Here is a 14,619-nt window from a genome sequence, read left to right on the forward strand (position 1 = left end):
GACATAACATATCCATACCCGTTGCGTGAGTGCTACCTCCTGCTCGCAATCAGCAAATTCAGATCGGTATACTTCAACTGGAAACGTTCACTTAAATAGAAGTTGGTCAGTGCTCCCTTATAAAGATAAATACCGCTCCGCATGTTCACCCTGTGCCAGAGCAGGTTTTCAAAGCCGCCATCTTCGGAAACCTCGAGCAGCAGCGGCATCAGCACGTTGCTGATAGCCTGGGAAGCTGTTCTGGCAAACCCGGAGGGGATATTCGGAACACAATAATGTATTACGCCATACTTCTTATAAACCGGCTCTTCGTGCGAAGTAATCTCGGAGGTTTCGAAGCAGCCGCCGCGGTCGATGCTCACGTCGATGATCACACTGCCGGGACGCATATTGCTCACCATTTCTTCCGTTACCACCACGGGCGTTCTTCCGCCTGGGGCCGTGAGGGCGCCAACGGCGATCTCGCAGGTTTTGAGTTGTTTGGCGAGTATCTTGGGTTCTATCACGGAGGTGTAGATACGGAAACCGATATTGGTTTGGAGTCGCTTCAGTTTATAAACGCTGCTGTCAAAAACTTTTACGGAGGCGCCGAGGGCAAGGGCCGCACGGGCCGCGCATTCACCTACGATACCAGCACCGAGGATAATCACTTTTGTGGGGGGGATACCTGATATGCCGCCCAGCAATACGCCTTTGCCGCAATTCGAGGAACTGAGGTATTGACCTGCGATCAGCATCACAGCGCTGCCGGCAATCTCGCTCATGCTGCGCACGATGGGGTAGTTGCCGGAATCATCTTTCAGGTTCTCAAAAGATAAGGCGGTGATGCGTTTTTCCATCATCTTTTCCAGCAACTCCGCTTTCAGGGCGGAAAGGTGGAGGGGAGAAACCACGATCTGGTTGGTTTGCAACAAAGGCACATCCTCTTCCACGATCGGCGCTGATTTCACCAGAATAGGCGCTTTGAATACTTCGGCTTTTTCATAGACGATCTGCGCGCCGGCTTCTGAATAGTCCCGGTCGGTATAATGGGAGCCCTCTCCGGCGTTGTGTTCGATCACCACTTCGTGTCCGTTGTTCACGAGCACGCTTACGGAATCGGGTGTTAAAGCGATCCGGTTCTCCTGGAAGGCGGTTTCCTTGGGAATGCCGATGTGCAGTTTGGCCCCTTTGGGCTTTATATCCAGCGTTTCTTCCAGTGTTTCATAACTGAAGGAACGGCTGATGAAAGGCTTATTTGATGATGACATATTTCTCCAGGCTGAGTGGCACAAGTTACGACTTTTCTCCCGGCATCACCGCGCGCAACTTACGGGTATTGTTCAAACCGGGCTCAAGGTATATATGAACAGTGTCTTCAGGCAGCAAATGGCCCGCTTTTTCAGGCCACTCCACGAAGCAGATATTGCCTGAATACAGCGCGTCTTCTATCCCGGCGCCAATCGCTTCCTGTTCATCCCGGAGGCGATAAAGGTCCATATGGTAAATGGCGCCCCGGGGCGAATCGTATTCATTAATGAGTGAAAACGTTGGGCTGCTTACGGCGTCTTCCACCTGCATTTCTGCGCACAGCGCATGGATGAAGGTGGTTTTTCCGGCTCCCATAGGGCCATGGAACGCGAAAACCCGGTAAGGCGCCCAGGCTTCCAGGCATTTTTTAACCAGCGCGGGCAGTTCCGGTAACGAAAAGATTTTAGCCATCATGATGCAAAGATATTCCATAACCGTGTAAGGCGGCTCTAACGGGATGGGGTAACTTTGTAATGAAATGATTAAGATATGGAAACCGTAAACTGGAAAGTGGAAGGGATGACCTGCTCGAACTGCGCCCTTACCATCTCAAAATACCTGGAAAAAGAAGGATTGGAAAACGTCATGGTGAACCCTATTGATGGTGATGTACGTTTCGATGCCCCTGAACAGACTTCCAAAGAACAGCTCGCCAAAGGCATCAACGCCCTGGGCTACCAGGTGACCGGTGAGCAACTCGCGTTAAAGGAACGGAAACCGTTTTTTAAAGGGCACCTGCAACGCTTTTTGTTCTGCCTGGTGTTTACATTGCCTTTGTTGATGCACATGTTTGTGCACGTGCATTGGCTCATGAATCCATGGGTACAGTTCGCGCTTACTTTGCCGGTATATATGGTAGGAATGTCTTATTTCGGGGTGAGCGCGGTGAAAAGTATCCGAAATGGCGTGCCCAATATGAATGTGCTGATCGCGTTGGGTGCCACGGCCGCTTTCTTCTACAGTTTAGCCGGGGCGATCCTTAACCTCGGAGCCGATTTCCTGTTTTTTGAAACCGCCGCCACCATTATTACCCTCGTGTTCCTGGGGTATTATATGGAAGATGCTTCTATTCAATCCACACAGAAAGCGCTGAACAAACTGGTGAAATCGCAGAAGGTGATGGCGAATATGATCGCTTTTGACGACCAGCACCAGGAGGTGGTTTTCCCGGTGGAGAATACGCAACTCCGTTCCGGCGACCTGGTCCTGATCAAATCCGGTGACCAGGTGCCCGCGGATTGTAAGATACTCTGGGGAGAAGGTTCCGTGGATGAGTCCATTATCACCGGGGAGAGTTTACCACTGGAAAAAGGACCGAAAGATCACTTAATCGGCGGCAGTATTTTAACGGATGGAACGGTGAAAGCACAGGTGACCAGCGCTGCCGATGCTTCCGTATTGTCCAATATCATCAATCTCGTGAAGCGTGCGCAAGGGGAGAAGCCGCCTGTGCAGCGTATGGCCGACCGGATCAGCGCGGTATTTATTCCCGCAGTACTCGTGATCGCGGTACTCACCTTTGTTATTACATGGATCGTATTGAATGATCCCGGTTCTGCGCTCAAACACAGCATCGCGGTACTCGTGATTGCTTGTCCCTGCGCGATGGGGCTTGCCACACCGGCCGCCATCGCGGTAGGATTGGGGCGTGCGGCCAGAAACGGTATTCTTTTCCGCAACGCAAAAAGCCTGGAATCATTTAAAAGTATCCGTCAGGTGGTGTTCGATAAAACCGGTACGCTTACCACCGGTAAGTTCGTGGTCAGCAATTTTGCAGTAACAGGTATTTTAACGGAGGAAGAAGCGTTTAAAAACATGGTATTCTCCCTGGAAAAATACTCCAACCACCCCATTGCCAGCGCCATCAGAGATACATGGAAAACAAGGAACGAAACCCGCTGGGCCTCTATCCGGGAGATCAAAGGGCTGGGTATGGAAGGAAAAACCAAAGAAGGAGATGTGTGGATGGCGGGTTCTTATGCAGCCGCGGCCCATGCCACTACGGATGATTCGCGCAATGTATACCTGTTGAAGAACAATGCACTTGTAGGCTGGGTGGATGTAAAAGATGAAATCAGGCCGGAAGCCGCAAAAGTGATCGCCTACCTCCACAAGAAAAACATCAGCACGATTCTCCTGAGCGGAGACAGAAAACAGAAGTGCGATGCGCTGGCCACACAACTGGGCATCATGGAGGTGCATGCTGAAAAAACACCGGAACAGAAACTTCAACTGATAGAGCAACTCGCGCATCAAACACCTACCGCGATGGTGGGTGATGGCATCAACGATGCGCCCGCGCTTGCTAAAGCCACCATCGGTATCTCGTTGAGTGACGCATCTCAGGTCGCTATGCAAACCGCTGATGTGGTGCTGATGAACAAGGGACTTACCATGCTGCCCGAAGCTTTGGGCTTGGGAAAGCACACTTTCCTGACCATCAAACAGAACCTGTTCTGGGCATTTCTTTATAATATCATCGCTATACCTGTTGCGGCATTCGGTTTCCTCACGCCTACCGTAGGGGCACTGGTGATGGGGTTAAGTGATGTGGTGTTGGCCGGAAATTCTGTGCGGTTATTTGTGAAGAAAGTGCAATAACGATAAGGCTTTCTGTAGATAGTATATAGGAATACCTGAGTGGTTTTTGGTAACAGTTGATGTGGTGAAACGCCAAGCTTCTATTTTGATCCGTGAAGGAAATTGAGGTTGATCTGCCTACGCATTGTGAAAGAATGTACCTGCCGCCATTCCTCTCATCATTGCCATCCCCCATTCATCCTATTGTGGATTTCCTCATTTCCTGTTCGCTTTGTTATCAGTAACTTTAAAGTCGCTTTTAACTAAACACACGATTTATGAAAAAACTTGTTTGGTCGGCATTCACCCTGCTGGCCTGTTTTTCTGCATTCGCGCAAACGGATCCTTTGTGGATGCGCTACCCGTCCATCTCTCCTGATGGAAGCACCATTGTTTTCAGCTACAAGGGGGACCTTTATAAAGTACCATCCGCCGGAGGCGATGCCATTCCCCTTACCCTCCACGAGGCCCACGATTACATGCCCGTATGGAGCCACGATGGCAAACAGATAGCTTTCGCCAGCGACCGCTACGGGAACTTCGATGTATTCGTGATGCCTGCTACCGGAGGAGAACCCACCAGGCTTACGTACCACTCCGCCAACGATTTTCCTTACGATTTCTCTAACGACAGCAAACAGGTGCTTTTCGGCAGCGCAAGGAATATCCCGGAGAAAAATGTCCGGTTCTACAGCCCGCGCCTTTTCCAGAACCTGTACACGGTTCCCGCTACCGGTGGCCGTTCTGTACTGATCACCTCCGCCGGGGTGGAGAACGCGCATTATAACAGTAAAGGTACACAGGTGGTGTTCCAGGACAGAAAAGGCTATGAAGATCCCTGGCGCAAACACCAGACATCTTCCGTGAGCCGCGACATCTGGCTGATGGACGTGAAAGGCAATACCTACCGAAAAATAAGTGGTTATCAGGGGGAGAACAGGGAACCCATTTTCAGCAACGACGACCAGTTCATCTACTACCTCAGTGAAAAAGACGGTATTCAGAATATTTACCAGGCACCCGTCCTGAACCGCATGGCTGAACGCCGCCTCACCGATTTCAAAACACATCCCGTAAGGCACCTCAGCGCCAGCAACAACAATACGCTCTGCTTTACCTGGAATGGTGAAATATATACTTTGAAGGAAGGAAGCACGCCACAGAAAGTAGCCATCAGGATTACCAACGATGGCCGCGCAGGCGTAGAAAAGAACGTGTCCATCAACGGGAACGTTACACAGTTTGAACTTTCTCCCAACGGTAAAGAAATCGCTTTCGTTACCCGCGGGGAAATATTCGTGACCAGCGTGGAAGGCGGACAAACCAAACGCATCACCAATACACCCCAACAGGAACGTATGGTGCAATGGAGTCCCGATGGCAGAAGCCTGGTGTACGCCGCTGAAAGGAACAATAGCTGGGATATTTACAAAGCCAGCATTTCCCGGAAGGAAGAACCTTATTTTTACGCGTCCACGGTAATTAATGAAGAGCCGTTGATTGCCACGAAAGCAGAAGAGTTCCAGCCGAAATTCTCTCCCGATGGCAAGGAAATCGCTTATGTGGAAGAAAGAAATATCCTGAAAGTGTACAATATCGCTTCAAAGCAAACCCGCACGTTGCTGCCCGTGGGAAGGAACTATTCTTATTCCGATGGCGACTGGGATTTTAACTGGAGCCCCGATGGCAAATGGATCGTTTCCGATGACAGCGAAGGCAACTGGTTCACAGGAAACGCCGCCATCATTAAGGCAGACGCTTCCGCAGGTATTCAACATCCGTTGAAAAGCGGCTTCGGCCAGGGTAATCCTAAATGGGCCATGAAAGGAAAGGTCCTCACCTGGACCAGTGCCCGCGAAGGCCGTAAATCGCTCGCCAACCAGGGCAGCAGGGAAGTAGACATCTACGCCGGATTCTTCGATAAAGAATTGTACGACAGGTTCAACCTGAGCAAAGAAGATTATGCATTACTGAAAGAAAAAGAAGAGAAGGAGAAAACCGATAAAGAGAAGACCGATAAAGAAACGCCGGCCGCCGATAAGAAAGGGACGAAAACAACCGAGCCGAAGAAAGAAGAAAAGGCATGGTCGCCCGATTTGGAAAACTTCGAGAACCGAGTGGCGCGCCTTACCATCAACAGCTCTTCCGTTTCCGATTATGTGTTGAATGAAGATGGCAGTAAATTGTATTACCTCGCTTCCTTCGAGAAAGGCTTCGACCTTTGGGTAACCGATACGCGTACCCACGATACGAAGATTCTCGCTAAACTGGGCGGTTCTCCCAGCGGTATTGAAATGAGCAAGGACGGTAAAACACTGTTCGTGACCAACCGTGGCTCTCTGGTGAAAGTGGATGAATCCGGCAAAGTATCGCCTATCGGTATCAATGGCGAGATGGTGCTGAACCAGGCGAAGGAGAGGGAATATATTCTTGACCACGCCGTGCGCCAGGTGGAAAAGAAATTCTACGATCCCAAACTGCATGGCCTCGATTGGGCAGCTTTGCACAAGAACTACGCCAGGTTCCTGCCGCATATTTCCAACAATTACGATTTCCAGGAACTGCTGAGTGAAATACTCGGCGAACTGAACGCTTCGCATACAGGAGGACGTTATTCTCCCCAAATGCAGAATCCCGACGCGACCGCCGTACTTGGTTTATTGTACGACGAAAGTATTGGTGGAAACGGGCTGAAGGTGACCGAAGTGATTGCCGGCGGCCCGCTCGATAAATCGTCCAGCAGGGTAAAAGCCGGAACGGTGATCGAGAAGATAGATGGAGAATCCATTACCGATGGAGCCGACTGGGCTAAGTTCCTGAACAGGAAAACAGGTAAGAATACCTTGCTGAGCCTGTATGATCCAACCACCAAAACACGTTGGGAGGAAACCGTTCAACCGATTTCCTTCGGAGAAGAAGCCTCATTGATGTACAAACGCTGGTTGAAAATGATGGATGATATGGTACGCAAACTGAGCGATGGAAAAATCGGTTACGTACATGTTCAGGGTATGAACGACGGCAGTTTCCGCAACACCTTCGATGTGGTGCTGGGTAAGAATTTCGATAAAGAAGCATTGATTGTGGACACCCGCTTTAATGGCGGCGGCTGGTTGCACGACGACCTGAACACTTTCCTCAGCGGCAAACAATACCTGAGCTTCGCACCCCAGGGTAACCGGCTGAAAGACGGTGAACCCATGGGCCGCTGGAGCAAACCAAGTGTGGTATTGATGAGCGAAGGCAATTACAGCGACGCCTTTATTTTCCCTTATATCTATAAGCAGAATGGCATCGGTAAACTGGTAGGTATGCCGGTTCCGGGTACAGGTACCGCGGTTTGGTGGGAAACCCAGATCGATCCTACCTTAGTATTCGGTATCCCCATGGTGGCTACGATTGGCAAGGAAAATCGTCCTACCGAAAATCTCCAACTGGAACCAGATATCCGTGTTCCGCTTCCTTACGAAGACTTCCTGAATGGAAGGGATCCGCAGATAGAAGCGGCCGTGAAAGAGATGCTGAAAGAGATCAGTGAGAAGAAGAAAGGATTTTAATAGCCTTCAATAAAAAATGCCCCGGTAATTTACCGGGGCATTTTTTATTATTTAAATCAGAAGCATTAGTGCTTATGCTCCTGCACCAGCTTTGTAAAAGCATCGGTGCTGATCTTCTCTTCTTTAGGTTTCACCTGTGTTTCCGCCCATCCGAAAACTTTTTCGGTCTGGATGCGGTGGAAGCTGTCTTCCACAAATTTGCGGTCTTTCAGCATACGGTTCACGTAATCTTCGATCCAGGGTTGGTCATCACCTGAAGTGGGCATGCCCATGTAACCGAAAAGCTGTTGTTTGGCGAAAGCTTTGATATCTTCCGGACCAACTTCGATCTTGTTGTCTTTCACGATCTGGTCAACGATCAGGGTCCATTTCAACTGGTTCTTAAACGCGGGGAACTCGGCTTCGGCCTGTTCTGCGGTTTTGGGTTGTTCCTGGTTGAACTGCATCCAGCGTTTCAGGAAAGTTTCGGGGAAATCGATCTGCGTGTCATCCACCAGTGCGTGAAAGATCTGGTCGTGCAGTTGGTTGCGGGTTTGAGCGGCCCAGTGTTGTTCGATCTCAGCTTTCACCTGCGCACGGAATTCGTCCGCGGAGTTGATCTCGATGGCGGGATATACCTGCTTGAAGAATTCTTCATTCAGTTCAGAACGTTCTACCAGTCCAACTTTGGTTACTTCCAGTATGAAGTTTTTACCGGCATCAGCGGCTGTAAGACCGAGATCGCCCAGTACCCATTCCTGCTCTTTACCCTCGAACGCGTTGGCTATGGTGGTGGTGAAAGTAGCTCCTGCCGCGATGCCCATCAGTTGGGGGCGGAAAGCTTCGGAGAAATATTTTACCAGGAGGGAGTTGTCTTTTGTGATGCCACCTTCCACTGCGTTACCTGCTTCATCGGCTTCTTTAAAAGTGATGTTCAGCACATTATCGTCGGAGGTAACTGTTTCGGGGTCGGTCATTTTTCCGTGGCGGAGTTGGAGCCTGCTCACTTCTTCGTCGATCATCTCTTCGGTGATGTCCACTTTGTAACCGATGAATTTTCCTTTGGAAAGATCGGTGATGGAGAAGTTGGGTTTCAGGCCGATCTCGAACGCAAACGCGTATTCAGCGGGGTTGTTCAGATCGAGCTGGCGGGCATCGTTCTCGGGCATGGGGAGGGGCTGCGCGAAAATCTCCAGTTGCTCGGTGGTCATGTAATCGTTCAGTTGTTTTTCAACGGAACGCAATACTTCGTCGGTGAACACCGACTGGCCGTGCATTTTGCGGATAAGTCCTGCGGGTACCATTCCTTTCCTGAAGCCAGGTATATTAGCTGTTTTGCTGTATGTTTTCAGCGCTTTTTCAAAGGAAGGAAGATAGTCTTCTCCGGCTACTTTTACTGTGATCTTGTCGTTCAGTAAACCGATATTTTCCCTCGTAACGGTTGCCATTATCAGTTATTTAAGTGTATAAAATGAATTCTAAACCCTGTTTGGGGGCTGCAAAGGTACAATTTTTTACACTATGGGAACGGGCGAAACGGAAATAGCGGTCCTTTCTTTTAAATGATTGATAACTAGTGTTTTTGATGGATCACGAGCAAGGGGATCGGGGTATTGAAAGCCATTTTCCGGGTTTGACTGGTGTGGAAAAGTCCTTCCAGGAAGGGATGGGGTTGCGCCACCATCACCAGCAGGTCGGCAGGTTGCTGTTCCAGGTAATGGAGGATGCCGTCCACCACTTTGTTTTCCTGGATTTCGTGGTATTCGTGGGGCACATTGCTTAATACCGCGGACATTCTTATTTTACCAGCGGCTTCTTCGGAACTCAGTTCATCCTGTTTGGAAACATGGAGTACATCAAGTGTGCTTTGAAAATGTTCGGATAGTTCAAATATTCTGTCATACACGTTCTGGGGCAGGGATGGATTGAAATCGGTGGCGAAGGCGATCTTTTGCAAAGGGCGGAAGGAGCATCCTTCGGGAACCACGATTACCGGAACTTTTACCTTTTTCAATGTATTGGTGGTGGTGCTGCCGATCAGTTTTTCCAGTCCGTTTTCACCTTTCATACCCATCACCACCCAACCGATGTTTTTTTCTTCCGTAAGCACATCCACTTCCGCTGAAGGAACACCGATGCGAACGGTCCATTCCACGGGCACCTGGTAAAGGTTGTTCAGCCTTTGCGCTTCTTTGGCGGCCATCTTTTCATTTTCTTCCTGCAAGGCGTCGGCGGTTACCATCACGTACGGCAGGTCCGATACGGGCGTTGGTAACATATAAGCATGAAACAACAACAGGCTCTGTTTTGTGGCGGCGGCAAGTTGAGCGGCATATTCCGCTGCTGCTCTTGCGGCATTGGAGAAATCGGTGGGAACGAGTATCATAAAATATAGTTTTGAATGAATAAGATCAACGTTATTTCTCTTCCGTATCGTAGCGGTCCACGCGTTCAATACCGGGGAGTTTCAGCAAGCGCGTTACCAGTTCCTCCAGCTCTTCCTTGTCGTGCACGTATACTTTGATGTTCCCTTCAAACAAGCCTTCCCGCGCCTCAATAGTAATGGCATTGATGTTTATCCTCAGTTCCCCGGAAATCAGGTTGGTAATGCGGTTCACCACGCCCACATCATCCAGTCCTACAATTTTCAGGCCCGTAAGAAAGGAGATTTCCTTGTTCTTCGCCCATTTGGTTTTCACCACCCTGTGACCGTAGTTGGCCATCAGTTTAGCGGCATTCGGGCAATTGGTTCTGTGGATGGTAAGGCCCTTTCCAGTGGTCACGAAACCAAACACGTCATCGCCGGGAATGGGTTTACAGCAGTTGGCGAGGTTGTAGACGATGCGGTCGCTGCTTTCCCCGAAAATAATCAGCTCCGTATCCTTCCGGTTGATGTTCGACGCCTGCTCGTTGTATTCCGGTTTGTGTTCTATAACCGGTTTTGGTGGTTTGGGCGGTTCCAGTTTATCACCCAGTACCTGGAACTCTTTCAGTTCCTTCAGGTCGATGGATTTGATGGAAACCTGGTAGAAAAAATCCAGTGTGGATGCCTGTTTGTAGAAGGCCGTGAGCACATCAATATTGTATTGATTGTATGCGGCGCCCATACCTTCCAACTTTCGTTGCACCGTATATTTTCCTTCTTCGGCGATCTTTCTTTTTTCTTCTTTCAGCGCGTCTTTGATCTTGGTTTTCGCCTTTGCGGTCACCACAATGTTCAGCCAGTCTTCGTTGGGACGTTGCTTATTGGAAGTGATGATTTCCACCTGGTCGCCACTGCGCAGCTTGTGGCTCAGCGGAACGAGTTTGTGGTTCACCTTCGCGCCGATACATTTGGAGCCGATGGCGCTGTGGATGGAGAAAGCGAAATCGAGGGAGGTGGAGCCGACGGGCAGCATCTTCACATCGCCTTTCGGGGTATATACATATATTTCTTCCGCGAGGAAACTCGTTTTGAAGTCCTGGAGGAAATCGACGGTATCGGCTTCCTGGTTGGCGAGCACTTCGCGGATCTGGTGGAACCATTTGTCGAAGCGGGATTCATCGTTGGTGCCTTCCTTGTATTTCCAGTGGGCGGCGAGTCCTTTTTCGGCGATTTCGTTCATGCGGTGGGTGCGTATCTGCACTTCCACCCATTTGCCCTGCGGTCCCATCACGGTGGTATGGAGCGCTTCGTATCCGTTCGATTTCGGGTTGCTGAGCCAGTCGCGGAGGCGTTCGGGGCTGGGTGTGTACTGGTCGGTGATGAGGGAATACACTTTCCAGCATTCTTCCTTTTCTTTTTCGGGAGAAGAATTAAGGATCACGCGGATGGCGAAAAGATCGTACACTTCTTCGAAGGCCACGCCTTTTTTCTTCATTTTATTCCAGATGGAATGAATGCTTTTCGGACGCCCGTGGATTTCGAAATGAAAGCCTGTTTTCTCCAACTGATCGCGGAGCGGGCGGATAAATTCGTTGATGTATCGGGTTCTTTCGCGTTTGGTCTCGGCCAGTTTCCGGGCGATTTCGCGGTAGGTATCAGGTTCCAGGTATTTCATGGAAAGATCTTCCAGTTCGGTCTTGATGTTGTAAAGCCCCATGCGGTGGGCGAGGGGGGCGTATACCCAAACCGTTTCTGATGCGATCTTCAGTTGTTTTTCCCGCTTCATGCTGTCGAGGGTACGCATGTTGTGGAGGCGGTCACTCAGTTTGATGAGGATCACCCGCGGATCGTCGGTGAGTGTGAGGAGTATCTTTTTGAAATTCTCCGCCTGTTGGGAAGAATTGGCATCTATTACGTTGGATATTTTAGTGAGTCCATCCACGATACGGGCGATTTCGGGACCGAACTCCCTTTCAATGTCTTCCAGGGTGATATCGGTATCTTCCACTGTATCATGGAGCAGGGCGCAAATAGAAGAACGTACCCCCAGCCCGATCTCCTCCACACAGATGTGCGACACGGCAATAGGATGCAGAATATACGGTTCCCCGCTTTTCCTTCGCATCGATTTATGCGCCTCAACGGCCATTTCAAAAGCGGTACGGATCAGTTCTTTATCGCCTTTTTTCAGTTTTGTTTTCAGGGCCCTCAACAATGACCGGTATTCCCGGAGAATCAGCTTTTTTTCTTCTTCCTCGTTCAGATTGTACTTAGGTTGCGCAACTACGGTATCCATGCTTCAAATTTACAGTATTCAAAAGTTAAGGAAAAAAGTTGTAATATTGCGCCCTGCTTTCGATTGCGGATGTGGCGAAACTGGCAGACGCACCAGACTTAGGATCTGGCGGGGTGACCCATGTAGGTTCGATTCCTATCATCCGCACGCGATGAAATTTTTCCCAGGTGGGAAGAACTCACAGAAATTAAAACGGCTATTCTTTAGGGGATGGCCGTTTTGTTGTTCAGAAAGTTCGCTATATCTGGAACAGCACTCCTGGATTTATAAATGAACGGTTTAAACTCTGTCCAGATTGGATGAGTAGTAAGGCTGAAAAGTAGCTAAGCTTTTGTCTGGCCATAGCCACCGGCGAACTGAGTTATCTCTTGATTAACCGCATTTTCAATCCAGCAGTGTTTTTTCTATTCCCGTTTTTCAGTTTATTGGAAAAAGCGCTGATAAATTCCCCATTAATCAAACAAATCCTCCATTTTCACTTCCCGTAGCACTCTACCCGTATAATAATTGTTTTTCCGAACACCATAGGTTGTAATCATGGAAAGAAATAGTGATTTCTTTGTACCAGTCTCCCGTTTGAATACATTTAGCTTGCTGTCTAACTCCTCCGCATATTTCTTATCAATTACGAATTCATCACCTGCGAATTTCATCTCGCAAACATTAATTGTCCGATCCTGCCGATCCAGCAACAAGTCAATCTGTGCTCCCTGCATTCCGCTTCCTTTTGGTGGAAGATATCGCCAGGAGGACTCTTCTGTTAGAACATCCCCTATCCCAAGTGCCTTTTTAATTTGCTTGCTGTGCTTATGGCAAACAGATTCAAATGCGAATCCACTCCAGCTTTTATATGATTGCGTTTGGATTTGTCTGAGCCAGGTTCCGTCACCAGTAGCTTTGGCATTTTCAATAAATTTCTGATAAAAAAGAGCGTATTCATCGGATAGCCTATAGATATTTTCATTCACGGATTTGCCAAACGGAATATAGCTTGAAATAAACCCTGACTCTTCGAGTTCTTTGAGCATTTTTGTGGTGCCACCGCCGGTCGTGAAACCACATTCATTAATAATTTCGTCTCTTGTCAAACCCTTGGCTCTTTTTACAAGCGCGCGTATTACTTTTTCGTGTTGATCAGAATGTATAAACAATGATTCAAATAAATTTTTAAACTCGGTTCGTAACGGTCCGTTCGTGGTGAAACAGAGACGATCTATTATTTGCGCGGCACTTTCTCCAGGTAAAATATGTTGTAAATAGTATGGAATGCCACCGATAGCCATATAGACCTGCAGCGTTTGGTAATGATCCAGTTGGACTCCTTTGTACTTTAAATACATGTCCGTTTCACTCAATGTAAATGGCAGAAGCCTTATTGTTTGGGTGACCCGGTTGTGAAGGCCTCCCTTGTCATTTAAAATTTTCTCAATCATCCAGGAAGCTGCTGATCCGCATATCACCACTTTGAGATTAGGGCGTTTTGTCCCAGAGCTATTCCACCAATGATCAAACGCGCGAAGAAAATTTGACCTGTGTGTATGCAGCCAGGGAAACTCATCAAAAAAAAGAACCGCTGGCTTTTCCGGATCGATTTTATCCAATAGATATTTATCCAGATCATAAAATGCTTCCAGCCAGCTATTGGCAGTTGCTATTGGCGCAGGGCTGTTGATTGCTCTCCCCAGTGCCAGGCTAAAGTTCTTCAACTGGTCGCCCATCTTAGCGCCATGAATACCGGCCAGTTCAAATACAATATTTTTTTTCAAATAAGTGCGAATCAGATAGGTCTTTCCGACCCGTCTTCTTCCATACACAGCGATTAATTCCGGGCTGCCTGTAGAAAGCTTATGGTCTAAGATTCTCATTTCTTCTTTCCTCCCTATAACCATTTCCATAATTTCTTAATTATGAAGCAAAAATATTAATTTCCCAAATTATGGCGAGTATTATATTTTATTACTCTCCAAAATAAGTTAAAATATGACTATTTTGGCGGATAATAATGCTTCATAATCTCCAAAATATGCTTAAAAAGGAGGATTTTGGCGGCACTTAAAAACTCTTACCGATTTTCAGATGAGGTGAAATGGGAAGCTAGAAGTGAAGGCAAAGAAGAAAATCCTATAAGGTTATTTAAATGCAACCCATTATGAATATTCCCCGATTTAAACGGAGACCACATATGGATAGGCATATTTGAGCGTATACTGTTTCTGAGAAAAACGAGCACACAACTCTCAGGCACCCAAACGAAATCTTTATTCTGTTTCCTGTACGCGTTGCTTTACAGCAGCGGCCGCTTTGGGTGTTGTGTCCTTAGGGGATGACTTTTGTTTTGCCGTGCCAATTCCTGCAGCAAGGATCTTCCCGGCTTTTTTGATCTTTTTCCTGAATTTCTTTTCCCCGATTTCCTTTTCCAGACTCGCGAAAGCTTTAGTTAGCTTTTGTTGTATCAGCAACCGTGCAGTATTCTTTTTACGTTCTTTGGGCATACCATTTTCTTATTCAACAAACTTAACAATTAGATAATGCAGCCAGTGTTAAGTTTTTTA

At 48.3% G+C, this 14,619-nt stretch carries 9 protein-coding genes and 1 tRNA gene; 3 read left to right on the top strand and 7 right to left on the bottom strand.

Features of this window, described 5'->3' with window-relative positions; translation table 11 throughout:
• Positions 1-32 precede the first annotated feature (32 nt).
• Both M4J38_RS14340 and tsaE read right to left on the bottom strand, forming a co-directional pair.
• A complete protein-coding gene (locus tag M4J38_RS14340; protein ID WP_251760326.1) occupies positions 33-1,250 on the bottom strand; it encodes an alanine dehydrogenase in 1,218 nt (405 codons plus the stop codon).
• A gap of 25 nt (positions 1,251-1,275) precedes the next feature.
• On the bottom strand, positions 1,276-1,704 hold the full coding sequence (tsaE, locus tag M4J38_RS14345; protein WP_251760327.1) for a tRNA (adenosine(37)-N6)-threonylcarbamoyltransferase complex ATPase subunit type 1 TsaE: 429 nt from the start codon (positions 1,702-1,704) through the stop codon (positions 1,276-1,278).
• A 75-nt stretch (positions 1,705-1,779) separates the two neighbouring features.
• Here tsaE and M4J38_RS14350 point away from each other — a divergent pair, with 75 nt between their 5' ends.
• On the top strand, positions 1,780-3,891 hold the full coding sequence (locus M4J38_RS14350) for a cation-translocating P-type ATPase (RefSeq protein WP_251760328.1): 2,112 nt from the start codon (positions 1,780-1,782) through the stop codon (positions 3,889-3,891).
• A 257-nt stretch (positions 3,892-4,148) separates the two neighbouring features.
• Complete coding sequence (locus M4J38_RS14355) at positions 4,149-7,427, top strand: S41 family peptidase (protein ID WP_251760330.1); 3,279 nt, start codon at positions 4,149-4,151, stop codon at positions 7,425-7,427.
• 65 nt (positions 7,428-7,492) lie between these two features.
• On the opposite strand, the gene tig is transcribed toward M4J38_RS14355, so the two are convergent.
• From tig to M4J38_RS14370, 3 genes are all read right to left on the bottom strand, one after another.
• On the bottom strand, positions 7,493-8,854 hold the full coding sequence (tig, locus tag M4J38_RS14360; RefSeq protein WP_251760331.1) for a trigger factor: 1,362 nt from the start codon (positions 8,852-8,854) through the stop codon (positions 7,493-7,495).
• Between the two features lie 125 nt (positions 8,855-8,979).
• Positions 8,980-9,792: a universal stress protein gene (locus M4J38_RS14365; RefSeq protein ID WP_251760332.1), complete on the bottom strand. Its 813-nt coding sequence runs from the start codon at positions 9,790-9,792 to the stop codon at positions 8,980-8,982.
• A 31-nt stretch (positions 9,793-9,823) separates the two neighbouring features.
• Positions 9,824-12,067, bottom strand: coding sequence for a bifunctional (p)ppGpp synthetase/guanosine-3',5'-bis(diphosphate) 3'-pyrophosphohydrolase (locus M4J38_RS14370; RefSeq protein WP_251760333.1), 2,244 nt, complete (start codon positions 12,065-12,067; stop codon positions 9,824-9,826).
• Positions 12,068-12,132: 65 nt separating this feature from the next.
• Between M4J38_RS14370 and M4J38_RS14375 the strand changes: the two genes are divergently transcribed.
• A tRNA-Leu gene (locus tag M4J38_RS14375) sits at positions 12,133-12,214 on the top strand.
• 305 nt (positions 12,215-12,519) lie between these two features.
• Here the strand turns inward: M4J38_RS14375 and M4J38_RS14380 are convergent.
• Complete coding sequence (locus tag M4J38_RS14380) at positions 12,520-13,962, bottom strand: ATP-binding protein (RefSeq protein WP_251760334.1); 1,443 nt, start codon at positions 13,960-13,962, stop codon at positions 12,520-12,522.
• A 363-nt stretch (positions 13,963-14,325) separates the two neighbouring features.
• Positions 14,326-14,559, bottom strand: coding sequence for a hypothetical protein (locus M4J38_RS14385; protein ID WP_251760335.1), 234 nt, complete (start codon positions 14,557-14,559; stop codon positions 14,326-14,328).
• Between the last annotated feature and the right edge of the window lie 60 nt (positions 14,560-14,619).

The sequence above is a fragment of the Parasegetibacter sp. NRK P23 genome, from assembly GCF_023721715.1.
In the GTDB taxonomy this organism is placed as follows: Bacteria; Bacteroidota; Bacteroidia; order Chitinophagales; family Chitinophagaceae; genus Parasegetibacter.